The organism is Desulfurobacterium indicum, from assembly GCF_001968985.1.
GTDB lineage: Bacteria > Aquificota > Aquificia > Desulfurobacteriales > Desulfurobacteriaceae > Desulfurobacterium_A > Desulfurobacterium_A indicum.
In genome coordinates, this window is sequence record NZ_MOEN01000021.1 from 1 (window position 1) to 25,867 (window position 25,867).

Annotated in this window: 31 protein-coding genes; 16 read left to right on the forward strand and 15 right to left on the reverse strand. The window is 38.6% G+C overall.

The annotated features are described in order from the left end of the window. Positions 1 to 48 precede the first annotated feature (48 nt). Complete coding sequence (locus tag BLW93_RS05930) at positions 49 to 294, forward strand: HD-GYP domain-containing protein (RefSeq protein WP_076713180.1); 246 nt, start codon at positions 49 to 51, stop codon at positions 292 to 294. A 9-nt stretch (positions 295 to 303) separates the two neighbouring features. Here the strand turns inward: BLW93_RS05930 and rfaD are convergent, their stop codons facing one another. From rfaD to hemL, 10 genes are all read right to left on the reverse strand, one after another. Then, positions 304 to 1,248 (reverse strand): ADP-glyceromanno-heptose 6-epimerase, encoded by a 945-nt coding sequence (gene rfaD / locus BLW93_RS05935; RefSeq protein ID WP_076713181.1) that lies wholly within the window; start codon positions 1,246 to 1,248, stop codon positions 304 to 306. Next, positions 1,245 to 1,532 carry a hypothetical protein gene (locus tag BLW93_RS05940; protein WP_076713182.1) on the reverse strand — a complete coding sequence of 96 codons (288 nt, stop codon included), beginning with the start codon at positions 1,530 to 1,532 and terminating at the stop codon, positions 1,245 to 1,247. The genes rfaD and BLW93_RS05940 overlap by 4 nt, the downstream gene beginning before the upstream one ends. A gap of 15 nt (positions 1,533 to 1,547) precedes the next feature. After that, complete coding sequence (locus BLW93_RS05945) at positions 1,548 to 2,552, reverse strand: 3-dehydroquinate synthase II (protein WP_076713183.1); 1,005 nt, start codon at positions 2,550 to 2,552, stop codon at positions 1,548 to 1,550. Positions 2,553 to 2,565: 13 nt separating this feature from the next. Continuing rightward, positions 2,566 to 3,483, reverse strand: coding sequence for an ornithine carbamoyltransferase (gene argF, locus BLW93_RS05950; protein ID WP_076713184.1), 918 nt, complete (start codon positions 3,481 to 3,483; stop codon positions 2,566 to 2,568). Further along, a complete protein-coding gene (locus BLW93_RS05955) occupies positions 3,480 to 3,713 on the reverse strand; it encodes a hypothetical protein (protein ID WP_076713185.1) in 234 nt (77 codons plus the stop codon). The genes argF and BLW93_RS05955 overlap by 4 nt, the downstream gene beginning before the upstream one ends. Positions 3,714 to 3,722: 9 nt before the next feature. After that, positions 3,723 to 4,139 carry an NIL domain-containing protein gene (locus BLW93_RS05960; RefSeq protein ID WP_076713186.1) on the reverse strand — a complete coding sequence of 139 codons (417 nt, stop codon included), beginning with the start codon at positions 4,137 to 4,139 and terminating at the stop codon, positions 3,723 to 3,725. A gap of 12 nt (positions 4,140 to 4,151) precedes the next feature. Next, positions 4,152 to 4,619, reverse strand: a complete 468-nt coding sequence (locus BLW93_RS05965; protein ID WP_076713187.1) for a hypothetical protein — start codon at positions 4,617 to 4,619, stop codon at positions 4,152 to 4,154. Positions 4,620 to 4,628: 9 nt separating this feature from the next. Then, on the reverse strand, positions 4,629 to 5,528 hold the full coding sequence (nadA, locus tag BLW93_RS05970; RefSeq protein WP_076713188.1) for a quinolinate synthase NadA: 900 nt from the start codon (positions 5,526 to 5,528) through the stop codon (positions 4,629 to 4,631). Between the two features lie 3 nt (positions 5,529 to 5,531). Beyond that, on the reverse strand, positions 5,532 to 7,085 hold the full coding sequence (guaA, locus tag BLW93_RS05975; RefSeq protein ID WP_144444018.1) for a glutamine-hydrolyzing GMP synthase: 1,554 nt from the start codon (positions 7,083 to 7,085) through the stop codon (positions 5,532 to 5,534). Between the two features lie 117 nt (positions 7,086 to 7,202). After that, positions 7,203 to 8,504: a glutamate-1-semialdehyde 2,1-aminomutase gene (gene hemL / locus BLW93_RS05980; RefSeq protein WP_076713189.1), complete on the reverse strand. Its 1,302-nt coding sequence runs from the start codon at positions 8,502 to 8,504 to the stop codon at positions 7,203 to 7,205. Between the two features lie 170 nt (positions 8,505 to 8,674). Between hemL and BLW93_RS05985 the strand changes: the two genes are divergently transcribed. Further along, on the forward strand, positions 8,675 to 9,409 hold the full coding sequence (locus tag BLW93_RS05985; protein ID WP_076713190.1) for a coiled-coil domain-containing protein: 735 nt from the start codon (positions 8,675 to 8,677) through the stop codon (positions 9,407 to 9,409). Further along, positions 9,409 to 10,416, forward strand: coding sequence for a KamA family radical SAM protein (locus BLW93_RS05990; RefSeq protein WP_076713191.1), 1,008 nt, complete (start codon positions 9,409 to 9,411; stop codon positions 10,414 to 10,416). The genes BLW93_RS05985 and BLW93_RS05990 overlap by 1 nt, the downstream gene beginning before the upstream one ends. Here the strand turns inward: BLW93_RS05990 and BLW93_RS05995 are convergent. The 4 genes from BLW93_RS05995 to BLW93_RS06010 all read right to left on the reverse strand — a co-directional run bounded on the left by BLW93_RS05995 (position 10,397) and on the right by BLW93_RS06010 (position 14,452). Then, entirely contained in the window at positions 10,397 to 11,020 is a 624-nt protein-coding gene (locus BLW93_RS05995) for a class I SAM-dependent methyltransferase (RefSeq protein WP_076713192.1), read from the reverse strand. The genes BLW93_RS05990 and BLW93_RS05995 overlap by 20 nt on opposite strands. 7 nt (positions 11,021 to 11,027) lie before the next feature. After that, entirely contained in the window at positions 11,028 to 12,482 is a 1,455-nt protein-coding gene (locus BLW93_RS06000; protein ID WP_076713193.1) for a leucyl aminopeptidase, read from the reverse strand. Positions 12,483 to 12,498: 16 nt separating this feature from the next. After that, positions 12,499 to 12,888 (reverse strand): rhodanese-like domain-containing protein, encoded by a 390-nt coding sequence (locus BLW93_RS06005; protein WP_076713194.1) that lies wholly within the window; start codon positions 12,886 to 12,888, stop codon positions 12,499 to 12,501. 64 nt (positions 12,889 to 12,952) lie between these two features. Continuing rightward, positions 12,953 to 14,452, reverse strand: coding sequence for a multiheme c-type cytochrome (locus tag BLW93_RS06010; protein ID WP_076713195.1), 1,500 nt, complete (start codon positions 14,450 to 14,452; stop codon positions 12,953 to 12,955). Between the two features lie 122 nt (positions 14,453 to 14,574). Here BLW93_RS06010 and BLW93_RS06015 point away from each other — a divergent pair, with 122 nt between their 5' ends. The 4 genes from BLW93_RS06015 (at position 14,575) to flgM (ending at position 17,036) form a co-directional block, all read left to right on the forward strand. Further along, the gene (locus tag BLW93_RS06015; RefSeq protein ID WP_076713209.1) at positions 14,575 to 15,396 is read left to right on the forward strand and encodes a YihY/virulence factor BrkB family protein; all 822 of its coding nucleotides are present in this window, start codon (positions 14,575 to 14,577) and stop codon (positions 15,394 to 15,396) included. After that, entirely contained in the window at positions 15,374 to 16,228 is an 855-nt protein-coding gene (panC, locus tag BLW93_RS06020) for a pantoate--beta-alanine ligase (protein WP_076713196.1), read from the forward strand. Before BLW93_RS06015 ends, panC begins: the two co-directional genes overlap by 23 nt. Then, positions 16,225 to 16,626, forward strand: a complete 402-nt coding sequence (locus BLW93_RS06025; protein ID WP_076713197.1) for a secondary thiamine-phosphate synthase enzyme YjbQ — start codon at positions 16,225 to 16,227, stop codon at positions 16,624 to 16,626. Before panC ends, BLW93_RS06025 begins: the two co-directional genes overlap by 4 nt. A gap of 116 nt (positions 16,627 to 16,742) precedes the next feature. Next, a complete protein-coding gene (gene flgM, locus BLW93_RS06030) occupies positions 16,743 to 17,036 on the forward strand; it encodes a flagellar biosynthesis anti-sigma factor FlgM (RefSeq protein ID WP_076713198.1) in 294 nt (97 codons plus the stop codon). Here the strand turns inward: flgM and BLW93_RS06035 are convergent. Then, entirely contained in the window at positions 17,008 to 17,214 is a 207-nt protein-coding gene (locus BLW93_RS06035; RefSeq protein ID WP_076713199.1) for a hypothetical protein, read from the reverse strand. The genes flgM and BLW93_RS06035 overlap by 29 nt on opposite strands. Positions 17,215 to 17,237: 23 nt before the next feature. On the opposite strand from BLW93_RS06035, the gene BLW93_RS06040 reads away from it, so the two are divergent. From BLW93_RS06040 to BLW93_RS06080, 9 genes are all read left to right on the forward strand, one after another. Next, positions 17,238 to 18,596: a GGDEF domain-containing protein gene (locus BLW93_RS06040; protein ID WP_076713200.1), complete on the forward strand. Its 1,359-nt coding sequence runs from the start codon at positions 17,238 to 17,240 to the stop codon at positions 18,594 to 18,596. 120 nt (positions 18,597 to 18,716) lie between these two features. Next, positions 18,717 to 19,298 carry a hypothetical protein gene (locus BLW93_RS06045; RefSeq protein WP_076713201.1) on the forward strand — a complete coding sequence of 194 codons (582 nt, stop codon included), beginning with the start codon at positions 18,717 to 18,719 and terminating at the stop codon, positions 19,296 to 19,298. Continuing rightward, positions 19,295 to 20,716 carry an Ig-like domain-containing protein gene (locus BLW93_RS06050; protein ID WP_076713202.1) on the forward strand — a complete coding sequence of 474 codons (1,422 nt, stop codon included), beginning with the start codon at positions 19,295 to 19,297 and terminating at the stop codon, positions 20,714 to 20,716. Before BLW93_RS06045 ends, BLW93_RS06050 begins: the two co-directional genes overlap by 4 nt. Beyond that, positions 20,703 to 21,308: a hypothetical protein gene (locus tag BLW93_RS06055; RefSeq protein ID WP_076713203.1), complete on the forward strand. Its 606-nt coding sequence runs from the start codon at positions 20,703 to 20,705 to the stop codon at positions 21,306 to 21,308. The genes BLW93_RS06050 and BLW93_RS06055 overlap by 14 nt, the downstream gene beginning before the upstream one ends. Next, positions 21,293 to 23,008, forward strand: a complete 1,716-nt coding sequence (locus BLW93_RS06060; RefSeq protein WP_076713204.1) for a peptidyl-prolyl cis-trans isomerase — start codon at positions 21,293 to 21,295, stop codon at positions 23,006 to 23,008. The genes BLW93_RS06055 and BLW93_RS06060 overlap by 16 nt, the downstream gene beginning before the upstream one ends. Further along, on the forward strand, positions 23,005 to 23,601 hold the full coding sequence (locus BLW93_RS06065) for a cytochrome c3 family protein (protein ID WP_076713205.1): 597 nt from the start codon (positions 23,005 to 23,007) through the stop codon (positions 23,599 to 23,601). Before BLW93_RS06060 ends, BLW93_RS06065 begins: the two co-directional genes overlap by 4 nt. A gap of 11 nt (positions 23,602 to 23,612) precedes the next feature. Further along, on the forward strand, positions 23,613 to 24,497 hold the full coding sequence (locus BLW93_RS06070) for a hypothetical protein (protein ID WP_076713206.1): 885 nt from the start codon (positions 23,613 to 23,615) through the stop codon (positions 24,495 to 24,497). Continuing rightward, positions 24,448 to 25,635: a cytochrome c3 family protein gene (locus BLW93_RS06075; RefSeq protein ID WP_076713207.1), complete on the forward strand. Its 1,188-nt coding sequence runs from the start codon at positions 24,448 to 24,450 to the stop codon at positions 25,633 to 25,635. The genes BLW93_RS06070 and BLW93_RS06075 overlap by 50 nt, the downstream gene beginning before the upstream one ends. A 20-nt stretch (positions 25,636 to 25,655) precedes the next feature. Continuing rightward, on the forward strand, positions 25,656 to 25,867 hold a 212-nt coding region (locus BLW93_RS06080; RefSeq protein ID WP_144444019.1), incomplete at its 3' end, for a hypothetical protein.

Sequence of the window (25,867 nt, forward strand, 5' to 3'; positions counted from 1 at the left end):
TGAGGCTAAGGAAGAACTTCAGGATATGTTCTCCAGGAGGTACTCCTAATGGTTTACACAAAATTATTGACACAACCTCGAATAGCTGCTGCTGTTGATGTATTTGATGCCCTAATATCTAAAAGGCCCTATAAACCTGCCTGGCCAAAAGAAAAAGTCATCAAATTTTTAGAAGAAGAGGCTGGAACACACTTTGATCCAAAAATAGCCGAAATCGTAATCAAAAGGGCTGATGAACTGTTTGAAATAAAAACTTCACTACCGGATGAAAAGGAAGAAAAAGGGGCGGATTAGCCCCCCCGTCTAAAAATCAAGTTTATTAATGTTCACGTTTTCTCTAATCCAGTCTATGTATGCAGGAATACCTTCCTCTATCTGAACTTGAGGTGTCCAGCCGAGTATCTCTTCCGTGTCGGTAAGGTCCGCTTCTGTATAATTCTGATAGAAGTCGTAAGGATTATCAAAATATTCCGTCTCAACATCAACGCCTAAAGTCCTCTTTATAACGTCAACAACCTCGTTAAAGCTTCTGGCTCTACCTGTTCCAACGTTTACAACGCCGTTTTTAAAGCTCTCGTAAGCCTTTATGTTGGCTTCAACACAATCCATAACATAAACAAAGTCTCTCTTCTGCTCTCCCCATTTGAAAAGCCTCGGTTTTTTACCCTTCATTATCTGAACGGTTAACTTCAAAACCATACTTGCCATCTTCCCCTTAAACGTCTCACGGGGACCGTAAACATTGAAATATCTGAGACCCACAACGTGCATCTCCGGATGTTCCTTCAGAAACTTGTAAGTAAACATATCCATCGCATATTTTGAAAAACCATAAACATTTTCAGGGAAAAGAGGTTGATGAACCTTCATAGGAACATCACCATTTCCGTAAACGGCGGCAGAAGAAGCGTAAATGACAGAAGCTTTCGTTTTTAAGGCGGCATTCAGAATCTTTTTAAAAGCCTCACAGTTTGTTTCCATCATCTCTTTCTGTCTGTGGTCTGTCGTATCAACGTTTGCCGCCTGATGAAAGATAGCATCAAAGTTTCTCTTTTCTATCTCTTTAATAACATTATCATCTGTGATTGAACCGGTTATTATTTCACCATCAAAACCTATAAGATTTTTAAAATGACCCGAAGAAAAGTCGTCAAGAATAACAACCTCCACATCCGGATAGCGTTTCTTTAGTTCAAAGACAAGGTTTGAACCTATAAATCCCGCACCGCCGGTAACAAGAAATTTCATTCTCCAACCTCTCCCTTGAGATAGGTCTCATAACCTTTTTTCTCAAAAGCTTCCTTCACCTTCTTACCAAAATCAAGGGCAAGCTTATAGTTTACAAACGTTGCAAGGGTTTTTGCCTCTTCAAGGTCGTTACCCTTAAACCTCATAATGGAAACAGCCCACTTAAAGCTTGTAGCCTTTGCAGGGTCATCGTAAACTCTTTGAACAAAAACATCACATATTCTATCTTCTCCAAGTCCTGAATCGGGAATATCTGCAAGAAATTCTCTGAAATAGCTGTCCATTTTCGCCTCCCCTTATCATTTTTCTATGATTGTCTCTTCAACTTTCATTCCGAAATGTCTTCCGGGCTTCTCGGTATAAACAAGAACCTTATCTCCCGGTTTTAACTCAACAACGGATATCGGATTGCCTTCCGGTGTTGTAAGTCTGATTGTTTCAGCATTTTGAAGGATGCCGGCAACCCTTTTACCGTCTTCCGTTTCGGCTTCTATAAGAAGCATAGGCCTTCTTTCAACTTTAGCCCTTCCGACATAAGCCACTCTTCCTTCACCTTTATAGTTGTAAATCATAATCTCATCACCGCTCTTTATCTCTGAAAGGTACTTTGTTTTTCCATTAGGCAATCTAACATACATATGAACAGCACCGGCATTTACCCTGAAAGGTCTTGCGGCAACGTAAGGGTTGGACTCTGTTTCGGCATGAACGAGAAACATACCAGCAGAAGAGTTACCGACTAACGCTCCTTCTCCCCTTTCCATGAGAGAAGCCGTATCTATACAAACCCTATCACACATTCCTATAGGTGTTATCTTTTTAATCGTTGCCGTTTTAAGGTTAACACTCTCACCGGCAAGCCTTATAACTTCACCGGTCTTCTTAATCTCGTTTATCTCATCGGTGTCAAGAACAACTCCTTTCGTCCCCTTTTCAAGAATTGTTATGGCAGTTTTGGCTTCTTCTGCGTTTCTCACCCACGCGTATAGGTTATCACCCTGTGCAAGAAGGTTTTCTATAGGAATAATCGTCCAATCAGTCGTTTTAACGATAACGTTTTTCCCTTGTTTTAGATACTTCGCCGCAGTCTCCTCATCCTGCTTGTTTTTTATCTCAACAATGATAAAATCCTCTCCTAACTTATAATCCCCATCGGGAGCAATTGTTTTAACCCTTGCAAGTTTTTTTATCTTTTCACTACCGCCGTTTTCAAGCAGCAAAGCAAAAACACCAGACTCAAGGGCAGTTGTAACAATGGTTTTATCTTCAGGACTCTTCACTCTCACAATAAGTTCTTTTGACATATCTATTCCTCCCTCACTTTATCAGCTTTGTAAGAAGCGCCTTCTGAGCATGAAGCCTATTCTCAGCCTGATCCCAAACAATTGAACGGCAACTCTCTATAACATCATCTGTGACTTCCTCTCCTCTATGAGCTGGAAGACAGTGCATAAAAAGAACATCGGGCTTTGCATGTTTTAAAAGTTTCATATTCACCTGATAAGGCATAAACAGCTCTTTCCTCTCTTCAGCTTCTTCTTCCTGCCCCATACTTGCCCAAACGTCGGTATAGACGATATCGGCATCCTTGACCGCTTCAAGAGGATCGTGTGTAATAACTATCTCAGAATCTGTAGTTTTTGCTATCTCTTTTGCTTTTTCAATATAAAACGCCAGTGGCTCATAACCTTCAGGCGTTGCAGCGTAAAAATTTATTCCTGTCATAGCAGCACCAATAAGCCAGGAGTTACACATGTTGTTGCCATCACCAAGATAAGCAACTTTCAGACCTTTAAACTTCCTCAAATACTCTTTTATGGTAAATAGATCGGCAACTACCTGACAGGGATGCTCCTCATCGGTAAGAGCATTAATAACGGGAACCTTTGAATACCTTGCTATCTCTACAACCCTTTCCTGTCCGAATGTCCTGATAACAATACCGTCAACATATCTTGATAGGACTCTCGCCGTATCTTTGAGCGGCTCACCTCTTCCTAACTGAGAACCTCGCGTATCCATATAAACGCCGTGTCCTCCAAGCTGGAAAACGCCAACTTCAAAAGAAACTCTGGTCCTTGTTGAAGGCTTTTCAAATATTAAAGCTACCGTCTTTCCTTTCAGCGGTTGAAAAATTTCTCCCCTTTTCTGTTTTTCCTTTATAACTGCTGTGGTTTCAAGAAGCTCTGCAAGCTCTTCTTTCGTAATATCAAGCATGGAAATAAAGTCTTTCATCTATCACTCCTGAACAAACTGTTTAATTTCTGCATTGTTGTTTTAAAACTTGTATCCATGTGATCAACTTTTGCCTTAAGCTCAAAATACTCTTTCTCTATCTTCAGTAATCTTGCATCTATCTCCATAAGCTTACGTGAAAACCCGTCAAGCATAAAATATATCTTCAGACTGAAAAGAAACAGCATAATTATCAACAGAAGCAACATTATAAGAAGTATTTGAAACACTCTCTCCTCCTAAAATTCCGGCGAGTAGATTATCCGCGTCGGACAGGCAGGAATACAGTGGCCGCAACCGACACACTTCGTCTTGTCAAACTCTACTCTGAACGTCACAGGATCAAGGTAAAAGGCGTTCGTAGGACACGGTGCTATACATGCACCACAGTGAATACACTTTTCATCTTCTCTGAATATGTCAAGCTCCAGAGGTCTTACCTTGACGTTTATTCCCTTAAGAAATTTAACGGCTTTCTTTATGCTCTCGGAATCTCCTTTAAGTTCAAGAACAGCAGATCCTTCCATCTTAGGCAGTATCTCTGCCCTCAGAATGTTAACAACAAGATCGTAATCTTTAACAAGCTTGTATATAACCGGTTTGTCCCATGTCTCCTTTGGAAACGTAAGAACAAGCTTAACAGAAGATTCTTTCATTCAATCCTTCTCCTACGGTTTGACAATCTGTATAGGTATCTTCTTTCTCACAAAAACCTTTATGAATTTTTGAAACTTTAAAGCGAGATCTGGTTTTGTCGTTGTTACGGCGAAAATCAGGTCTTCTTCCTTTTTAACCCTGAAATAAAAGTTGTAAAGGTAGATTTTTTTTAAAGTAACCTTATAACCGGCAGCAGCAGCTTCTACCTTTTTCCAATTAACCTCTCTAACCTTTTTACCTGAAAAGTTTTCTATCCAGACAGATTTAGGCGTCATAACAAACCTATAATTTGTAAGTATAGGTTTAAGCTGACGGTAGAGAAGATAAAGAAGGGCGACAAGTATTCCGAAAAGAAGAAACCTTAAAATACCGTGTGCCACAATAGTCGCTATAAGGAAAAGAACGTCTATGACTATCGGTAACGCTATAAAGAGCGGTTCTTGTGAAACTTCAAACCTTTTACTTTGAGGCAAAGCCATTTAACCCTCCTAAAGTGCAAGCATTCTCTCTATCGCTTCTTTTGCCTTTTTTGCAGTTTCGGCATCAACCTTCACTTCATAGACACTATTTTTAAGTGAATTAGCTATTCTATCAAGTATTATCATTCTCATCTGGTCACAGACAAACGTTTCATAGGCCGGAATGAATGTCGCTTCGGGTTTAACCTTTCTAAGCTGATGAATTATTCCTCTCTCTGTTCCAACAATAAAACTGCCCTTATCGGAAGCTTTTACATGTTTTATTATCTGAGAAGTGCTGCCTATAAAATCGGCAAGCTTTCTCACAGAAGGAGAACATTCGGGATGAACAACAACTTCAGCATCAGGATATTTTTTCTTTAAAATCCCAAGCCTCTGAGCGGTAAGCTTCTCATGAACCGGACAGTAGCCGTTCCAGAATTTTATCTTCTTGTCCTTTACCTGCTCGGCAACATAGCTGCCAAGGTTTTTATCCGGCACAAAGAGAACCTTTTCGCCTTCAACAGATGAAACTACTTTTACAGCGTTAGCCGAAGTGCAGCATACATCCGAAAGTGCCTTAACGGCAGCTGAGCTATTAACATATGTGACAATTGTGTAATCGGGATTCTTTTCTTTAAAAGCTTTTAACTCTTCTTCTATAACCATGTCTGCCATCAAACAACCGGCCTTAGGGTATGGAATTAAAACCTTCTTTCCTGGATTGAGAATTTTAACTGTTTCAGCCATAAAATAGACACCGCACATTAAGATGGTTTCAGCTTCTATTTCAATAGCCTTTCTCGCAAGCTCAAGAGAATCACCAACAAAATCGGCAATATCCTGAATTACTCCGTCCTGATAGTAATGAGCAAGGATAACTGCACCCTTTTCCCTTTTAAGTTTCTCTATCTCTTCCAAAATCTCCATAACTTACTCCCATTCTATCGTGCCAGGCGGTTTTGAAGTAATGTCATAAACAACACGGTTAACGCCCTCAACCTCATTTATGATTCTGTTAGAAATTCTCTCAAGAAGCTCATACGGAAGTTTCACCCAGTCAGCAGTCATTCCGTCGACGCTCTCTACCGCCCTTATAGCAATAACGTAATCGTAAGTTCTTACATCTCCCATAACACCAACACTTTTAACAGGCAGAAAAACTGCAAAGGACTGCCATATTTTGTCGTAAAGCCTCGCTTTCTTTATCTCCTCAAGCACAATGGCGTCAGCTTCTCTCAAAATCTCAAGATACTCAGGTTTAACCTCATCAATAATCCTTATCGCAAGACCGGGACCAGGGAAAGGCTGCCTTTTGATAATTTCATCGGGAAGTCCAAGCTCTTTCCCAAGTTCTCTTACCTCATCTTTAAAAAGTTCTCTTAAAGGCTCTATAAGCTTAAAGTTTAACCTTTCGGGAAGACCGCCGACGTTGTGGTGAGACTTAATCGTTGCAGAAGGGCCTTTAACGGAAACACTTTCTATAACATCAGGATAGAGTGTTCCCTGTGCAAGGAACTCTGCGTCCGGTATCTCTTTCGCCGCCTTTTCAAAAACCTCTATAAAAGTGTGACCTATTATTTTTCTTTTCTTTTCAGGATCCACAACACCTTTCAGCCTTTCAAGGAAGAGAGAGGAAGCATCAACAGTTCTAAAGTTTTTCATGTGAAACTTCTCTTTAAAGGTTTTTTCTACGCTCTCCCTTTCTCCTTTTCTTAAAAGCCCTGTATCAACAAATATCGGATAAAGCTGATCACCAATTGCTTTATGTAAAAGAGCAGCAACGACAGAAGAGTCAACACCACCTGAAAGCGCACAGATCACATTTTTATTTCCGACGGTTTTCCTGATCTTATCTATCTCATACTCGATAAAGTTTTCCATTGTCCATGAAGGCTCACAACCGCATATTTCCACTGCAAAGTTTTCAAGGATTTTGTCACCAAATTGTGTATGCTTAACTTCCGGGTGAAACTGGACACCGTATATACTCTTCTCTCTGTTTCTTATGGCTGCGTAAGGCGCGTTCTCTGTTTCTGCTATCGGCTCAAAACCTTCCGGAATTCTTAAAACCCTGTCACCGTGGCTCATCCAGACGGTAAACTCTTCAGGAAGTCCTTTAAAAAGATCATTGCTATCAAGAACAAAAAGCTCAGCTCTTCCGTATTCGTGCCTTTCAGCCCTGACAACTTCTCCACCAAATAGGTACGTTATAAGCTGCATCCCGTAACAGATACCCAGAACAGGAACATCAAGCTCAAAAATTTCCATTCCAACCTTTGGCGAACCATCAGCATAAACACTTGCAGGACCCCCCGAAAGGATTATTCCCTTTGGAGCAAACTCTTTTATCTTCTCAATAGGAGTGTTAAAAGGATGTATCTCACAGTAAACGTGCTTCTCTCTCAAACGCCTCGCAATAAGCTGAGTATATTGAGAGCCAAAATCAAGAATGAGAATCTTGCTTTCATGAATATCCCTTACCATCTTTTAACCTCTTAAATACAGAAATTAGAAAATTTAACAGGAAAATTATACTACCTTATCTTTATTGCAACGGAAGGAAGAAAAAAAGAAAGGCGGGAATTCCCGCCTCAAATGAATTTAAAGTAAGTCCTTAGCAAATGTGAAGGCTTCTTCTGCAGCAGCTATTGTCCTTTCTATATCATCATCTGTATGTGCCGTTGAGACAAAAGCAACTTCAAACTGTGAAGGTGCAAGGTAAACGCCCCTTTTAAGCATCTCTCTAAAGTAGGCAGCGTAAGCTTCCGTATTTGACGTAGCAGCAGAAGCGTAATCCTTAACCATTTCACTGGTAAAGAAGACGCAGGAAATAGACTCAAGATTCTTAAAGCAGAGTTTATCTGCAACGCCGGCCTTTTCAGCAGCCGCCTTTATACCCTCTGCAAACTTTTTACCCTTTTCTCTCAAAGCTTCGTAAACGCCAGGTCTCTTTAAAATTTCAAGTGTCTTTATACCTGCAACCATTGCAAGAGGATTTCCGGAAAGCGTTCCAGCCTGATATACAGGACCTTCAGGTGCAAGATAATCCATTATCTCAGCCTTTCCTCCAAAAGCACCTACAGGAAGACCTCCACCTATAATTTTTCCAAAACAGGAAAGATCAGGTGTGATCCCGAAATACTCCTGAGCACCGCCCGGTGCAAGGCGGAAACCGGTAATAACCTCGTCAAATATAAGAAGTATACCTTTTTCAGCGGTTATCTCTCTAACCTTCTCAAGGAAACCGCTCTCAGGAAGAATAAGTCCTGCATTTGCCATGACAGGTTCCATAATGACACAGGCTATATCATCACCAGCCTCGTCTATAACCTTTTTAAGTGCATCAACGTTGTTGTAAGGCACTGTAATTGTATGCTTTGCAAAGTCTTCCGGAATACCTGGACTTGTCGGCACGCCAAAAGTAGCAAGACCAGAACCTGCTTTAACAAGGAGAGAATCTACATGGCCATGATAACAGCCTTCAAACTTAACAACTTTATCTCTCTTCGTATAACCCCTTGCAAGTCTTATAGCGGACATCGTGGCTTCCGTTCCAGAGTTAACCATCCTTACCTTTTCAACTGAAGGCACCATCTCAACAATCATCTTTGCGAGCTTGACTTCAAGTTCCGTCGGTGCACCGTAGCTCGTTCCTTTTTCCGCTTGCTCTTTTATTGCAGCAATAACCTCATCGTGAGCATGGCCCAAAATCATAGGGCCCCAGGAACAGACGTAATCTATGTATTCATTCCCGTCAACATCCCAGATGTGAGAACCTTTTGCCCTCTCAATAAATCTCGGAACATCACCAACAGACTTAAAAGCTCTGACAGGACTGTTAACTCCACCAGGAATATACTTTTTTGCCTCTTCAAAAAGTCTCATTGATTTTTCAACGCCCATCTTTTCCTCCTGAAGGGTAAATTCAGCAAAAGTTTACCACAAGTGGAAGCATTATCAGATAACTTGTAATACACCAATCCACTTTACTTAAAACCATTTTCACCCTAAATTAATTACCGTGTCCTTTAAACCATCCACAAATCACAATTCATCTCAAAAGGAGAGGAACCATGGAAAAAGGCTTTAGAGATATAGAAGAGTATTTCCTTTCCGTAGCAGAAAATCCAAAGAAAACAACGCAGCAAAAGATATCGAAACCGCAGAAAAAAATTGATTTAAACAGAAAGATAAGGAATTTAAACGAAAAATTAAGAGGAAAAGATGCCAAAATTAAGCATTTATACGCAGAAATTTCCCAGCTTACAAAGAAAATTGAAGAACTGGAGAAGGAAAACAGAGAACTTTCACGTTTCAAAGAGGATAAAACCATCATAGAAAACTACAAACAGCAGATAGAAAACCTCAAAAAAGAAATCGCATATCTTAAATCAGAAATAGCAGAAAAAGACAAGAAAATAAAATCTTACGAATCAAGCGAACTACCAAAATCAAGGGTTGAACTTTTTATTGAAGTTGCTCTCAACAGCATAGCCACAAACATAACCGTTAAAAACGGCCTGAAAGTGCTCTTTTCAAAGCGGTTCAGAAAAGACATAGCAAAAGAGGTTGCCTGCAGGCCGTTTCTATTTGAAAGCTTTATGTCAGCTCTATCAAGGTGTGAGACAACTTCGAAACTCCTTAAAAGGGATAAACAGGAGATATATAGAATCAGGGTAACTTCTCCTTACGGCGAATTCAGAGCCATATACACGAAACTTGACAAGGAAACGATAAAGTTTCACCGTTTTGGACAGAGAGACGATATTTACAAAGAACTTGATACTTCAGGGTGGAGTCTTGACTGATGCTCTCCACCCTTAATGACTTTAAACAATACTTCAACCTTACAGAAGAAGAGATAGAAGAAGCAAAAAAGGTAATCGATACTTTTCCTGTTAGATGCACAGAATACTACGCGTCCCTTGCAAACAGAAATAACCTGAATGATCCTATAAAAAAGACCGTTTTCCCTACGGAAGAAGAACTAAAAAATACTTTATCTGACGATCCATTTAAAGAAGAGGGCCAATCACCTATTCCGGGACTTACACATAAATATCCCGACAGAGTTTTAATTGTTACAACAAATTACTGCCCGGTTCTGTGCAGATTCTGTATGAGGAAGAGAAACTGGAAAAAGGAACCGTTTGTTATAACAAAAGAACAGATTGACGAAATGGCAAAATATATTAAAGTAACAAGAGTTAGAGATGTCCTTATCTCAGGTGGCGAACCGCTTACGATTCCTGACGAAATTCTTGAATACCTCATTTTAAAACTAAAAGAGATAGAAACTGTTGAGATAGTAAGAATCGGAAGCCGTCTGCCGGTAGTTGCTCCGAATTTATTAACAAACAAAAAGATAAAAATCCTTGAAAAAGGTGAAAAGGTCTGGCTTAATACACATTTTAACCACCCTGCCGAAGTAACAAAAGGTTCAGAAGAAGCCGTAAAAAAACTTTTAAAGGCAGGGATCCCTGTTAATAATCAAGCGGTACTTTTAAAAGGCATAAACGATAATGAAGAAACACTCTACAAATTATTTTCAACACTTCAGAGAATAAAGGTAAGACCTTACTATCTTTTCAGGTGCGATCCGGTAAACAGCGTTTTCCACTTTGCCACATCCGTTGAAAAGGGACTTGAAATAATGAGAAACTTAAAGAAAAGACTCTCTCCTCTTGCACTTCCCTACTACGCCGTTGACACCTACAAAGGGAAAATAATTCTCTTCCCCGAAGGAGCAAAATACAGCAAAACTGGTAAAGGATACCTGTTTAAAATCGCAAACACTAAGGTTTCACTGCCCTGACGGCAACAAATCCACCTTTACCACTCCCATTCCTTATGATGGGCAACATTTTGCCATCTTTTTCTACAAGCGTCTGCTTAACTAAAATTTCGTAAAAACCTGCCTTATTTAGAAAGTCAACTATTTCTTCTGTTGAGTAGAATGTGGCTTCTTTATAAAAGCGGCTCTTATCCTTTTTCTCTTGATAACGTCTCCCCAGAGGTGAGTTCTTATCAACAAATCCAACGATAAAAATACCCCCCTTTTTTAAGATTCTGAAGGCCTCCTTAAACGATTTTAGCACATCATCAACAAAACAGACGGTAGTAACCATCAAAGCAAAGTCGTAAGATTCGTCAGAAACAGGAAGCAATTCGGCAACACCTTTTAAAACCTCTATTCCTCTTTTTCTCGCAACTTCCGCCATAACAGCAGAAGGTTCAACGCCAATCTTTATACCAAGGGGGGCGGCAAACCTGCCGGTGCCGACCCCTATTTCAATGCCTTCCCCATGAGGAAGCAAAGACCTGATAAGCTCCAGCTCGACCTCATAGATATCACGGTTCCTCTCAAACCAATCTTCATATTTTCTATAAAAGCGGTCAAAACTTTCGGTTTTTGCCATAGCAACCTTATTTTAAGTTTCTGATAAGCTCTGCAAGAGTTCTTACAGGCTGGCCGGTAGCACCGTAACCGTAATATTTCCAATCTTTCTCAACAAAGGCAGGACCTGCAATATCTATATGTGCCCATGTTTTAACATTCTCACCGACAAAGTTTTTGAGGAAAAGAGCAGCAGTAATGGCACCGCCGTATCTTGATTTTCCAACGTTTTGTATGTCACTCTGAGTTCCTTTAATCTCCTCTTCAAGGTCTTCATCAAGAGGAAGACGCCACATCTTCTCACCGGATTCATGAGAAAGTGAAAGAAGCGTCTGTGCAAATCTATCATCAGCCGTAAAAAGCCCTGAAGTATAATGTCCAAGTGCAACGACACACGCACCTGTAAGCGTAGCCATATCAACCATAATATCAGGATTAAGGTCGCTTCCGTATATTAAAGCATCTGCAAGAATAAGCCTTCCTTCAGCATCAGTACTGTGTATCTCAACAGATTTACCATTTTTATAAACAAGTATATCATCAGGCCTGTAAGCCTTTCCGTCAGGCATATTCTCAACGGTAGGTATAAGGGCGTGAACTTCTACGTTCGGTTTTAATTCTCCAATCGCCCTCATAATACCAAGAACGGCACAGGCACCGGCTTTATCCATTTTCATCTTCTTCATAAACTGCTCAGGTTTTATGTTAAGACCGCCGCTGTCAAAGGTTACACCCTTCCCAACCAGAACAACCTTTTTAACAGGATTCTCAGGTTTGTATATAAGATGAATGAATCTTGGAGGGTTTTTGCTTCCTTTTCCAACCGTAAGAATTCCTATCATATTTTTTTTCTCAAGATCTTTCTCTTTAAAGACCTTGCATTTAAATCCGTAATCTGAAGCAAGATCTTTTGCTATCTCTGCAAGAGTTTCAGGTGTAACGACGTTGCCTGGCTCATTAACAATATCTCTTGTAAAGTTTGCAGCTTCGGCAAGAATCCTACCGTAATCAAAATCTTTTTCTAACTCCTTCTCTCCGTAAACCGTAATTTTTTCTACTTCTTTTTTCTCAGATTTATATTTCTCAAAAGAGTAAGCAGAAAGGAAAAGACCTTCTGCGAAAGCTGACGCAAAATTACCATTCTTTTTACCAAAATCAAACATAACAGCTGCAATCTTCTTTGCCTTTTTGGACTTTGCTTCTTTCACGGCAGAACCTATTGCCTTCCTGACAGTTTCTCTGTTTAAATCACTTTTTTTGCCAAGACCTGTAAAAATAAAAAGGTGACCTTTGGTTCCTGAAACTGCCGCAACATCACCAGATTTTCCCTTAAAACCAAAAGCCTTTAAAGTATCTCTGGTAATTCCTTCTTTTTCAAGCAACTCAGAAATTACACCGTCAAATCTCCCGTTCTCATAACAACCAACTATAAACGCTTCCTCTCTTTTAACAACCGGCTTTCCGGCTGAATATGCAAGCTCCATTTTCCGCCTCCATTAACTATTCTTTAACTATTGGATAATTCTTTTCAGCCCAACCGATAATTCCGCCATCCATATTATATAGCTTTTTAAAACCTTCAGATTCCATAACTTTCGCGGCAACTTTCCCCGTTCTACCGTCTGTTGAGCAAATTATATATGGCCTGTTTTTATCAAGTTTCTCTATTTTCTTAAAGAAATCTCTCGACATGAAATCTATGTTTTTAGCATTTTTAATGTGGCCGGTGGCAAACTCCTCAGGCGTTCTTACATCTATCACAACAACACCTTTCTTTATAAGTCTCACAGCCTCTTCAGGCGACACCTCTTTAAGATTACTTTTTGAACCGCAGGCGGAAATATATACGGGAAAAAGAAAAATTAAAAAGAAGATAAACAACTTCTTCAAAGGAACCCTCCAAAAATTTCTAAAGAGGAATTATACCAGAGGGGGCACAGCCCCCCCTAAAAGATTACTTTTCAATATTCTTCATCATTTCCATGGTTTTCAACGTTTTACCGAGATACCATTTACCATTTGCGAAAGTAACGTAATCCTGTCCAGCCATAGCGGCACCGTATCTTATAGAATTAGCATAGAAGAGCCAGGATTCAACCCATCTTTGCTCTATCGGTTCATCAAAAGGATTACTGCTCTGTGGCAGTCCTTTTTCTATACCTTTTTTCCAGACATCAACTAAAAGCTCTGTAGCTGAAACCTCTACTCTGTTGGTGTAATCTATAATCTCTTTAAGCTCCTCAAAATGGTTATCAACCAGTGTCTGGGCATGACATGAAAGACAAACTTTTTTCATGTTGTTCATTCTCTTTTCCATCTCGCTATCAGAAATCACGGAAGATACGGCAGGTGTTCCATCAAGATTATAAGGAAGGGGAAGTCCAGCTTTATTTTTCGCCTTATAGGTTTCAGAATATTTGATGTGAGGTGTGGCATAGATACCGAACAACCTGTAAGGTAACCTGTCAAATATTCTGTGTGTTCTCTCAAGAATTATGTTCCCGTTTTCATCTACAATTCTGCTAATATGGCATGCAGCACAGGTCGGAGCCGTAAAGTCTTTACCGACAACCCAGGAGGGATCTTCAAAATTCCATTTACCCTCCATAGATTTATAAATTGCACCATGTTTACTAGCCATATAGACTTTATAAGCAGGAACATCAGGTCCTTTATGGCACTCACCGCAGGTTTCAGCCTTTCTTGCCATCTCTATAGAAAACGTGTGACGGGTGTGGCAAGGAGTGCATGAACCTTTAGAACCGTCGGGATTGATCCTTCCTACACCGTGATTCGGCCAGCCTTCAAGCACAGGAAACTTCATCTTTCCAAAAGGCGTATCTTTCTCCGTAAAACCCTTAACCTTAACGACCGTTCCGTGACACTTCAAACAGGCAGTTTTAAAATCCTTATCCTGTACCTTTTCAAGAACAACTTTTCCATGAGAATATTTCTTACCTGCAACAACGGTTGCTGCAAGCTGATGATAGACAGGATTTTTCATAAGATTAGCATAGGCATTTACCTTTAAACTTTGGGAATATTCCTTTACCTCTTTAGGATGACAAAGCGCACAGTCATTAGGTGTTACGACAACATGAACTTTAAAGCCGTTATGTTCAAATGTATCAGAATGAGAAGACGGATTCTGGGTATGACACTCGGCGCAACCGACAACAACATTTTTAAACCTATCGGGAACAGAAGTTGCCGAAACAAGTCTAGCGAGTTTACCCTTTTTCATCGCTTCAGCCATAGTAATATGGGCATGTCGGCTCTTCTCCCACTGAGCAACAATACCCGGAGTAACTATTCTATGACAGCCAAGGCACCTTTGCGTTGCATTACTTATTCTCGGTTTTACTTCTGAAACTTTTGTAGTATTACCGTTTAAAGACTGCTGACAACCGGCCACAACAAAAGCTGCAATTAAAAGTCCCAATTCCTTTTTCATGACTCCTCCGCAAAAGTGCAATTAATTATCATTCTAAATAATACACCTTCTCTTAAAATTTACCACACAAAAACATACATTATCAATTAACCTTACATAGAATATTTAGTATGATTTACTCTATGATTTGCAGAAAGCTTTTGAAAAAAAAGAGATTTATAAATTTTATTCTGTTTGCCGTTTGTGACGCTTTTGAGAGCGATTACATGTTCTGCGCGGCAGCAATAGCCTATTTTACTCTTGTCTCCATTATCCCTCTATTTATCACGTTCTTTTTCATAGAAATTATCGTTTTCAACGTCAATGTCCTCTCTCTCGTCCCGAAAGATCTTTTAAACTCACCTCTAAAACCGCTCTTTGAAAGGGTTCAGCACATAATCACAACAACAGGAATACTGAGCGGAACAGCAATACCCATAATGCTCTGGTTTGCAAGAGGTGTATTTTTAGCAGTAGAACGCTCATTTACATACATATTGGGTAAGTGCAATCCGGCAGGCTACATAGGAAGAAATTTACTTGTTATTCTTTTTATATTTGTTCTCTGGATATTAATGTTTGCGTTTTACACCTTAAAACTCTTCTTTGCCGTGGTATTCCCATTAAACTTTATGGCAAACTTGCTCTCATCCGTAGGTGCACTATCTGTAATGTTTTTAATCCTTTTTTGCCTCTACTATTTCCTGCTGCCCGTGAAATTCCACTGGAAAATAGTTTTAAAAGTTTCCATATTCGTATTTACGATGCTGACAATATTTGAAAGACTCTTTCTCTACTTTATAGAAAACGTTTCCAAAATTGACCTGCTTTTTGGCTCTTTTGCGGCAGTTATTATATTTTTACTGTGGATATACTATTCGGCGATAATGGTTCTCATAGGAGCGGGAATTCTGAAAGCAAAAATGATTGCAGAGGACGAATATGAGGAAAGTCAGAACTGTTAAAGAGATGAAGGGGCTTGCCGAAGCTTTTAAAAGGGCAGAAAAAACTGTGGGATTTGTCCCCACAATGGGATACCTTCACGAAGGTCACTTAAGTCTTGTAAAAAGGGCAAAAAAAGAAAACGACATTGTGGTAATGAGCATATTTGTTAATCCGACACAATTTGGACCTAACGAAGACTTTGAAAAGTATCCACGAGATGAAGAGAGAGACTCTAGATTGGCAGAGAAGGAAGGCGTTGACATTTTATTTCTCCCGTCTGTTGAAGAACTTTACCCAAAACCATACAGGACTTATGTAGAAGTCGAAGAGATTACAGATGTTCTATGCGGAGCAAAGAGGCCCGGACACTTTAGAGGCGTTACAACAATCGTTACAAAACTGTTTAACATTGTAAAACCCGACAGGGTATACTTTGGAAAGAAAGATTTTCAACAGTATAAAGTAATAAAACAGATGGTTAAAGACCTGAATATGGATGTTAAAGTAATTGGATGTCCCATAGTAAGAGAAAATGACGGGCTTGCAATGAGTTCAAGAAATATTTATCTGTCCCCGCAAGAGAGAAAATCGGCACTATCTCTTTACAATTCCTTAAAACTTGCCAAGGAACTCATTGAAAAAGGAGAAAAAAGAGCCTCAACGATAAAAAAAGAGATGGAAAATTTTATCCTCTCCCATCCTAATGTTAAAAAAGTAGACTATATTGAAATTGTTGACCAGGACAGTTTTAAAAAGGTAGAATTAGTGAAAGAGGGTGATCTGATAGCCCTCGCAGTATTTATAGGAGATACAAGACTCATAGACAATTGGGTTATCGGGGAGGAGTTATGATCTATGAAATAGCCCTTAAAACAGCAAGACGTTCACAATTTATCGACATTACAAGGGAAGTTCAGGGTATCGTATCAAGGAGCGGAGTTGAGAACGGAATATGCGTAGTCTATGTACCTCACACAACCGCAGGCATCACCATAAACGAAAATGCCGACCCTTCTGTCAGAAAGGACATTATCACATACCTTGAAAAACATGTTCCCTGGAAGGAAGCCTATTTCGAACACATAGAGGGAAACTCTGCAGCCCACATCAAATCATCACTTATGGGATGTAACACAACTGTTATAGTAAAAGATGGCAGGCTTTTGTTGGGGCAATGGCAGGCTATCTATTTCTGCGAGTTTGACGGTCCGAGACAGAGAAGAGTTTTCGTTAAAGTTATTTCGGAATAAGTTAAGTATCGAAGCAGTTCTATAATAGATTTTTTAAACCATGTGTAAAATTTATATTGCTTTGTCCGATAATAAAGGATGAAGTAACATAAGGTAATTTATAAAGGAGATTCGCCATGAAAATAGAAGGTTTTCAAAATAATATAGCTGGTATTGAACCTCAACAGTTAAGGAAGCAGCTCAGAAAAAGAGCTAGGAACGGCCAAACAGAAGAGGTAACGTTGCAAGAATCTGCCGTATCCGTAAATGAAAGTGCAGATGTCGAGAAAGCTGTTAAAGAGCAAGTTCAACTCCAGACAATCGATGAACAAAGAGTCCAGAAAATAAAAGAAGCTATTGCTTCTGGAAATTATCCCGTGAATATACATAAAATTTCTGAATCTATTTTGAAGGAATTCCTTGGCTCATAATCTCTAAAACATGAGAAACAACTATAGAGGCCAACCCTTCTACTTCGGGAGGGATTGGCTTTTTCACCTTAAGAATAGCTTTTTCAACTTCTTTCCTAGAAACTTTAACCTCTTTAGAAATCACCCTAACTGCATCTTCAAAACTATTTTGTGTATAATTAAATTCAGTATTTTTCATCAACAATTACTCCGGGGGATATTGTGGTTAACATAAAGAAAAAGCTTATCAGAGACATAGCAATAATGTCCGTAATTTCCGGTATTGCTGCTCCAATAATAATACACCGTTTTTTCCTGCAAGGTTATCCTATAGATCCTCTTGAATTTACCACATCTTTAATATCAAACTTCATATTAGGCTGGTTTATATATTATGTAATAGTTAGAGGAAATTTAAAAGAGTATTTTGATAACGTTACGGAAATTTTTAAAAAAATAAGAAGAGTATTGGAAGGTTCTAAAGCCCACTCCCTTGAAGAGATTAAACAATTAAAGATAGAAGCAGAAGAAGATGACTTTATATATGACGTATCAAAGGAGATAAACCACTTTATAGAAAACCTCTACATGAGTGAAATCCTCGATAACTACCAGAGAGAAGTTGGAAAACTATTTGCGACTCTGGCAACTCCAGAAGTTTTAGCAAAGTCTTTTTACAACTTTCTCCTTGAAAAATTCGACATGGTGGCAATGGCAGCTTATATGAAAGACTCCGAAGGCATAATTTCGAAAATAGCATGTTTTAATTTCAGAGAATGTAATATAACAGATTTTATAGAAGCATGTTTTAACTTTAAGGACTTAAAATTAATAAATGTAACAGACGTAAAAATTGATCTCCTTGACGAAACAAATGTTAAGGAACTCTTAATAGTTCCACTGAGATCAATAGATGTAAAAGGCGTTTTAATACTTGCAAAACCATGTAAATTTTCAGGTTTCGAGTTGAAATTCCTTAGAAGAATCAGAGATTTAATGTCCTTAGGGCTTACAAACGCAAGGAACTACAAGCGTCTTCAGGAAGAGTCATACCTTGACCCTCTAACCAAGCTCTACAACCGTAGATTTGGAATGAAAAGACTCCAGGAATTAATCTCTCTGGCGGCAAGAGAAAGTAAACCGCTAGTTGTTGGAATGATGGATATTGATGATTTTAAGAAAATAAACGACACGTATGGACATCTTGCCGGCGATTACGTGTTAAGAACATTATCATCAATCGTGAAAAAACACGTTAGAGATATAGACCTTGTTGTCCGTTACGGAGGAGAGGAAATACTTGTAGTGCTATTTAATACCGATAAAATTAGTGGAGAAAAGGTATTTGAAAGAATCCGAAAGAACATAGAGCAACATCCGTTTGAATTTGAAGGAAATTCTATAAAAGTAACTGTAAGTATAGGATTCTACCCAATCCCTCCGGAGGAACTTACAGAAACTGCAAGAGAAAAATACAAAGAATTCATTGAAAAAGCAGATGAAGCACTTTATAAAGCAAAGAAACTTGGTAAAAACCGAGTTGTATGCTATTCAAGACAGAAAATTGAAAAGAATTCATAAAATATATTAATTTACTAATTATTCAATTATTTCTTTTCTCAACTTTGTGGTATATTTAGTTTTAATTTGTAACGTGGTAAAATTTTGATGGTTTAAAGAGCCACCAATCGGGAGGATGTGATGAAAAAGCTTTTAATAGTTTTTATTTTTCCTATACTATTAATCGCAGGATGTGCAAGTCAGGGAAACATAAACTTCTTTATAAAACCTAAAAGTGCATCAAAAATAGAAAGAGTAGCTGTTCTTCCATTCATGAACTATTCAACAGACAAGTTTGCCGGAGGAAGAGCAAGAGATTTTGCAATAACTGCGCTTCTTGAGAAAGGCATTGACGTTGTTCCAAAAGGCGAAGTTGATAGAGAAGTCAAAAGGCTGGGAGTCCCCAACGGATTTTACTTTGATGTAAATGATCTTCGAGTATTGGCAGACGTATTAAAAGTTAACGGATTTGTTCAAGGTTCAGTTGACGAATACAAATTAGAAAGGCGAGGTTCTTATGCATATCCGGTTGTAGCATTGACCATAAAAGTTATTGATACAAACGGCAATGTTGTATGGCAAGCATCGGGAGTAAAAAGCTACTACAGCACGCTGGGAAGGCTTTTCGGATTGAAATCAAAAGACCCTATTATTGCACTTCAAGAATTCACATATCAACTTTTGCAAACATTTAACCCTAAGGAGCTTAAGAGCAAAAAATGAACTTCCAGAAGGATAAAGCTAAGCTCCTGTTATTCATACTATTGTTCTACCTATGGTTTTACCCTTTAAAAGCCACAGGCCAGATTGTTGTTTTCCCGATAAGAGACCTCACAACACAGCCACCGGGAATAGACCTTAATTTAACAAGAAAAATAGCACAAGAGCTCAAAAAACGTGGCGATGTTGTTATTTATGGAAACAAGCTCTATTCCGCACTTGCGGAAAAAGGTATATATGCGACAGGACTCCCCGGAGCCTCAAAAGTGGCTCTTGCCTATAAATTAAAAGGTGCAACTATGCTCTGGGGAGCCAAAATAGAAGAAAATGGAAAAAAACACCTATACGGCATTGTTTTGTTCGCAACATCTGTTCCAGACGGGAAAACCTACTGGAGTAAAGTATTTTATTACCAGCCGGAAGAACATTTTCTCAATCTTGGAAACAACCTCTCCATCGAACAGATGGAAAGCAAAATAGCAAAAGAGGTCGCGTTAGCATTTCCCGGAGAAAAAACAGGTAAAGAAATATTCCCATCCGGATTTCAGGTGGAACACTTTTCCATATTCCCACGCTACGTGAAAGATGGTAGCGAAGTTAACCTACTTTTAAAACCGGTAGGAGAACTAAAAACCGAATCCATAACAGTACATATAGATGGCAAATCTGTAACCTTAAGAAGAAATGACGGGGCATACACAGGTATTTTTATCCCTTACCTTCCAGAGGGAAAGTACCCTGTATTTTTACTTGAAAATAACAGAAAAATTATGCTTGATGAACTTACTATAGATAACACACCACCCAAAATCTATCTAACGATAAAGGGACTGAAAAAGATAAATGGCATAGATTTTGCCAACGGAAAATTACTCCTTACTGCAGGATTAAAAGAACCGGACAACATTATGCGCTGGGAATTAACAATATCTGATTTAAAAAGAAATGAAATCTTTAAAAAATTTGGCAACGGTGCTCCAGTTATAGCATTCACATGGAACCCCGTTAAAAGCATGATAGAACAAGGAATCTATAAAATCACTTTAACAGTAGAAGATGTCGCAGGTAACAAAGCAAAGCTTGAGAAAAAATTCTATTACTTCCACAACATACCTGCTCCCGAAATAACGATATATAAAACAAAAGATAATAAAACAGCTATTATGATAAAAGCAATAAAAATTCCTGATAAGCTAAAAAAAATAAAGGTAATTGTTTTTTCGCCAAAAGGATATCCCCTGGGTGAATCAGTCATAAATGAACTGCCAACAGAAATCATATTTGACAGTAACTATAACAAACTGAAAGTCAGACTTTACATGGAAGACGAACTGGGGAATAAACTTGAAAAAGACTACGAATTGAAGGTAAAATCCTACCAGGAAATGGAAGAGCAGAGAGGTTGGGTTGAAGAGTTTTAAGATAATTATTCTCATAACAGCATTAATAAGTCTTTTTTCTTCATGTTCTACTGTTCCTGTAAAGGAACCAACCTCAGGATATGTCAAAATTTTCAAGAAAGCAAGAATAAACCCGTGTAAAGTTGCAATACTTCCCTTTAAAAATGAAGTGAAAGATGAAAACGCTGGAGAAAAGGTATCACTTATTCTCAATTCAGCCTTCGTATCAAACGGAATAGACGTTGTCCTGCCGCAAGATGTCAAAAATTTGATGGTAGGAAGACATTTTTTCCCTTACCAGAGCATACCTCAGTCTTTTTTAGATTTTTTAAAGAACAATTTAAACGTTGGACTAGTTATAACGGGAAAAGTAATGACATACAGACCCTACGGGGGAGGAAGCCGGTATCCTGAAATAAGGATATGGATAGAGGGGATAAGCACAAAAACAGGCAGGAGAGTATTTTCCGCCTACATTGTTCATCGGGGGGACGACTTTAGAAAAGTGTTAGAATTTGGAGTTGTTAAAAGTATGACCAAACTTATATTTGTAAGCTCCGATGAACTGATGAAAAAACTTCAGGAGGCCGGCATAAAATGTTTAGAAGAATAATCGTAGCAATAATGGCTTTTTTTTCACTTACATCAACATCTTTCTCAAAAATTTCTCAAAATGAATGGTTGGTAAAAATTGGCAACAGAACCTACACAGTCAAAGATTTCTGGAACTGGTGGGAAAACTGGAAAGTCGACGGTTCGAAATTCCCGAAAAACCCAACACCTTTTATAGACTGGATGCTCATGTTCCAAAACGGAACAGAACTTGGGCTTTACAAGCTTCCCAGCTATCAGAAAAAGATAAGACAGTTTGTCAAAGTTCGCTCTCTTCTTCTCCTTGAAGGAGATACTCTCGCACCAGCAAGAAAAGTATCCGATAAAGAAATAATGGAATACTACAAAAAAAACTACATTCCGAAATTCAAGCTGGATATATACTTCTTTAAAGATAAAGGAGAAGCCAACAAAGCAAGGAAATTTATAGAAGAAGGAATAACTGGGGCAAAACTTGCACAGAAACTCGGCATAAAAAACAAGATGCACTTTGAAAGAAAAACAGATTGGATGAGGCCATTTGAAATCAAAGATACTAATCAAAGAAAGTTAATATTAAACACTCCGAAAGGCGGAATAATTGGTCCCGTTCAGGACGGGAAAATGTGGATAATTATCATTGTGACAGACAAAACCACAAAAGAAAACAATCTCCAGGAAGTCTTAAAAGACGCAAAACAGAAACTTATCAAGATAAAAGAAGCCAAAGCAACAGAAGCTTTTCTAAAGCAACTTCGAAATAAATATCCTGTATGGATAAATGAAAAACTTCTAAAAGAAATTAATTTTAAGAACTTTCCAGAAAGCAAGAAAAAAGAAGTTGTTTTAAAGGTAGGTAACTACGCCCTAACAGCAGGCGGATTCATGAAATTCCTAAAAAAAGAGGTCGAGTGGGAAAAACACTCAAGATTTGGAAAAGTGAACATGGATATAGCTAAAAAACGTGTTGCAGACTCAATAATAAACCAGACACTTGTAGGAATGGAAGCTTTAAACAGGCATTACGAACAAAAAGAACCTCTAAAACCGATGTTTGAATTCTACTGCCAGAACAGAATCATAAAAGAACTGGAAAACCGAATAATAAAGCCCTCCATAAAAATTTCGCAAGAAGAAATAAAAGATTACTACAACAAACACAAATCCGAATACCGTCTCCCTGACAAGATAACCATAAGATTTCTCCAAACAAATGACAAAAAGCTAATGGACAAGCTATACAACGAAGTAAAGGAAGGGAAAGATTTCAAGAAACTCACCATTACGATCATGGGATATGATAACGTCGTAACAATTCCCTACAACCATTTGTTACCCAAATCAAAGAAAATAATAGAAAATCTAAAAGAAGGAGAAGTATCCAAACCATTTAAAATCAGAGATACCTATTTTATGGTTCAGGTGCTCAAACTTCAGAAGAACAGATATAAACCCCTGTCAGAAGTAGAAAATAAAATCAAGGAAAAACTTTATAAAGAAAAATTTGAAGCTGCAAGACAAGCTTACATAAGAAAACTTTACATGAACCTCCTATCAAAAGGACAGGAAGTCAAGGTAAATTGGGATGTCTGGAACACAATTGTAAATAATTATCACCATAAAAACCAATATAACGGCACTTATGCCTTTTATTTATTCCTGATTTCACTTGTCATTATTGCAGCAATTGCTTATTATAAAGGCAGGGAGAGTGGAAAATGAAAAAAATCCTTATATTATTATCAAGTTTAATATATTCTCATTTGGCATTTGGAGCTCCCGCTAAAACCTTTAAGCATATAAGAGTTACAAATCCTAAGGATACCTTTACTTTAAAAGAAGAAAAGAAGAAAATAACATTTACTTACATTCACATTCATCAATTCGGCAACGGAAAAGGGTCCTGTTCTTACTGCCACAATTCAGATTCCCCATCATCAAAAGATGTTAAAAGAATAAAAGGAGAACTCGTCTGCATAGAATGTCATCAGGACGTATATAAAAGGATAGGCTCTCACCTTTACCACCATAAAAACATTAAAAATTGCACCATGTGTCATGATCCTCATCAAAGCGATAACATAGCAATGCTCAAAGGCAACGGTATAAGCGTATGTATGAGATGTCACGCAAAAAACAGCGCCGGTTATTGCGTCCATCCACAAGGTGATAAGCATCTTGATCCGAGAAACGGACAACCGATAACATGTATAACATGTCACTATACAATGGGAACAGACTACAAATACCTGCTAAAATGGAACGGAGAATCGGCTCTGTGCTATCAGTGTCACTCTCCTAAACGATATAAGTAACAGGAGGAACGATGAGAAAATTTTTAAATATATTTATCAGCAGCTTGTTAATAACAACATCTTATGCATTCGCAAGCACATTTAACTATACATGGTATATGAGCTTAAAAAAAGATCGCAGAGAAACCTTTATGAGACAGCCTCTTTTTATCACATTTTCTGCAAATGGAAATAGAACATACATTGTTGACGGAACAGGAAAACTGTTCTCATACACGATGGAAAGAGGCATTCCGAAAGCAGCATTTTTCGCAAAAAGTATATTAGATAAGCCTATTGCAATGGCAAAGATATCGGCAAACAAAATAGCCGTGGTGAACCGCGGAGCAAACGAAATAGACATAATAGATTTAAAATCACGAAAAATAGAAAAAATCAAATTGCAAATAATTCCTGACAAAATCTTTTACAAGAACGGATACTTTTTTGTTCTCGACAGACTTACAGGAAATGTTTATATGATAAAAAACGGTACATTTCAAGTGGAAAAAGCGTTTAATCATGGTCAGAAAGAAGGTTTCATAGATTTCAAAATTAGAAGAAACAAATTAATTACCCTTCTTCCCATATCAAAAAAGGTAAAGATATTTAATCTACACACGGGAGAGCTACAAAAAACAATAAAGCTTGACAAAAAACAATTACTATTACCAGTTTCCCTTGACATTGATAAGGAAGGGAACATTTTTATCTGTGATAAAGACGCAGGTAATATCAAAATATATAATAGCGAAGGAGCATTATTGGATATAATTTTAAAAAAGGGAGAGAAGAAAGGCGAACTTTACTATCCTACATATATAAGTTTCGATAAACAAGGAAAACTTTGGATTGCGGAAGAGGGCAATGGAAGAGTTGAAGTTTTTGACAAACAAACTTTCAAGAATAAAAAATAAGCTACTTATAACGGCAGTTATTTTAACTTGCAGCAGTTCGGCTTTTGCAGTGTCGGGTCCCTGCTACAACTGCCATACAATGCACAATTCTCAAAACGGCGTTGCCGTTAACAGCAATGGAACTCATCCTTTCCTGTTGAATAAAAGCTGTATAGCATGCCATACCGGAATAAATGACGGAACAAACAAAACCCCGTACGTATTTTCACAAACACCACCAATATATAATGCTACAGGAACAGAACCTGATACAAACACTCTTGCCGGTGGCAACTTTTACTGGATGGTTTACGGAACGAGCGTTCCCAATACAGCAGCCGATGAATGCGGGCACAACATAGCTGAACTGGGAAATCCTGATGATGTCTTATCAGCTCCTCCTGGCTTTGACGGAACATTTTCAAACGCCCTCGGAGAAACCGTGGGAAACGGAACCTGGCCAGCAGGCCAGCAGGTTACATGCGCAGGCCTTTACGGATGTCACGGACATCACAGACCCGGAGATGATGATTATAAAGGAATATACGGCGCTCATCACGGCAACGCTGGAAATGACGGTATTACACCTCTAACAAACGCAACCACCGTAGGAAACAGCTACAGATTTCTTCTTGGTATATATGGAATAGAAAGTGCAAATTATGAATATCATCCAACTGCAACAAATCATAACCAATATTACGGAGTAGTCAGAGACAACACTACATCTTTAGCAACACCGACAGATAAACACACCATTTCATATCTCTGTGCCGAATGTCACGGTTACTACCACTCAGGAAGCGGACAGATTTCCGCCAATGATTATGGGGTATCTCCATGGCTAAGACACCCAACTGACTTTGATATGACAGATGCATCAGGGAGCGAATATCAATACTATAACAATGCAACAGACCCTACAGCAGCCCCCTACAGTGTCATCGCACCTGTAGCTTCTGACGACTTAACTAAGGGGGTTCTTTCAGTTGTTGATGTTAAACCCGGTGATCCCCCTGGTACCGCAATTGTAACCTGCATATCCTGTCACAGAGCACACGGAACACCATATGCAGACATCCTGAGGTGGGATTTTAGAAACTGGCCTTCAAATGGAAAACCCAACGGTTGTAACGTATGCCACACACAGAAAGATTAATCCCGAGAGGATTTAGAAAAATGAGGAAAAAGCTAATCATATGCCTTATAAGTTTAATAATGGGAAGTAACGCTTATGCAGGAAGTTATCTATTGTCGGCTCATGGAAACACTACATACGGGGTCAGTAGAAACTCTATGCCAGGTTACTCTGTCGGAAACTGCGACAACTGCCACGAAATGCACGCCAGCCAGAACGGTGCAGAGCCGGCACCTGTAAACGGCGCTCCCTC

Coding starts and splice junctions, on each gene's coding strand:
- BLW93_RS05960 (WP_076713186.1), bottom strand. CDS start 4,139: ATGAAAGAATCTTCTGTTAAGCTTGTTCTTACGTTTCCAAAGGAGACA.
- BLW93_RS06065 (WP_076713205.1), top strand. CDS start 23,005: ATGAAAAAAATCCTTATATTATTATCAAGTTTAATATATTCTCATTTG.
- argF (WP_076713184.1), bottom strand. CDS start 3,483: ATGAAAGACTTTATTTCCATGCTTGATATTACGAAAGAAGAGCTTGCA.
- nadA (WP_076713188.1), bottom strand. CDS start 5,528: ATGGAGATTTTGGAAGAGATAGAGAAACTTAAAAGGGAAAAGGGTGCA.
- BLW93_RS05940 (WP_076713182.1), bottom strand. CDS start 1,532: ATGGACAGCTATTTCAGAGAATTTCTTGCAGATATTCCCGATTCAGGA.
- flgM (WP_076713198.1), top strand. CDS start 16,743: ATGAAAATAGAAGGTTTTCAAAATAATATAGCTGGTATTGAACCTCAA.
- BLW93_RS05995 (WP_076713192.1), bottom strand. CDS start 11,020: ATGGCAAAAACCGAAAGTTTTGACCGCTTTTATAGAAAATATGAAGAT.
- rfaD (WP_076713181.1), bottom strand. CDS start 1,248: ATGAAATTTCTTGTTACCGGCGGTGCGGGATTTATAGGTTCAAACCTT.
- BLW93_RS05930 (WP_076713180.1), top strand. CDS start 49: ATGGTTTACACAAAATTATTGACACAACCTCGAATAGCTGCTGCTGTT.
- BLW93_RS06010 (WP_076713195.1), bottom strand. CDS start 14,452: ATGAAAAAGGAATTGGGACTTTTAATTGCAGCTTTTGTTGTGGCCGGT.
- BLW93_RS06025 (WP_076713197.1), top strand. CDS start 16,225: ATGATCTATGAAATAGCCCTTAAAACAGCAAGACGTTCACAATTTATC.
- BLW93_RS05985 (WP_076713190.1), top strand. CDS start 8,675: ATGGAAAAAGGCTTTAGAGATATAGAAGAGTATTTCCTTTCCGTAGCA.
- BLW93_RS06035 (WP_076713199.1), bottom strand. CDS start 17,214: ATGAAAAATACTGAATTTAATTATACACAAAATAGTTTTGAAGATGCA.
- BLW93_RS06070 (WP_076713206.1), top strand. CDS start 23,613: ATGAGAAAATTTTTAAATATATTTATCAGCAGCTTGTTAATAACAACA.
- BLW93_RS06060 (WP_076713204.1), top strand. CDS start 21,293: ATGTTTAGAAGAATAATCGTAGCAATAATGGCTTTTTTTTCACTTACA.
- BLW93_RS05945 (WP_076713183.1), bottom strand. CDS start 2,552: ATGTCAAAAGAACTTATTGTGAGAGTGAAGAGTCCTGAAGATAAAACC.
- hemL (WP_076713189.1), bottom strand. CDS start 8,504: ATGGGCGTTGAAAAATCAATGAGACTTTTTGAAGAGGCAAAAAAGTAT.
- BLW93_RS06015 (WP_076713209.1), top strand. CDS start 14,575: ATGATTTGCAGAAAGCTTTTGAAAAAAAAGAGATTTATAAATTTTATT.
- BLW93_RS06000 (WP_076713193.1), bottom strand. CDS start 12,482: ATGGAGCTTGCATATTCAGCCGGAAAGCCGGTTGTTAAAAGAGAGGAA.
- BLW93_RS05965 (WP_076713187.1), bottom strand. CDS start 4,619: ATGGCTTTGCCTCAAAGTAAAAGGTTTGAAGTTTCACAAGAACCGCTC.
- panC (WP_076713196.1), top strand. CDS start 15,374: ATGAGGAAAGTCAGAACTGTTAAAGAGATGAAGGGGCTTGCCGAAGCT.
- BLW93_RS06045 (WP_076713201.1), top strand. CDS start 18,717: ATGAAAAAGCTTTTAATAGTTTTTATTTTTCCTATACTATTAATCGCA.
- BLW93_RS06050 (WP_076713202.1), top strand. CDS start 19,295: ATGAACTTCCAGAAGGATAAAGCTAAGCTCCTGTTATTCATACTATTG.
- guaA (WP_144444018.1), bottom strand. CDS start 7,085: ATGGTAAGGGATATTCATGAAAGCAAGATTCTCATTCTTGATTTTGGC.
- BLW93_RS06075 (WP_076713207.1), top strand. CDS start 24,448: ATGGAAGAGTTGAAGTTTTTGACAAACAAACTTTCAAGAATAAAAAAT.
- BLW93_RS05990 (WP_076713191.1), top strand. CDS start 9,409: ATGCTCTCCACCCTTAATGACTTTAAACAATACTTCAACCTTACAGAA.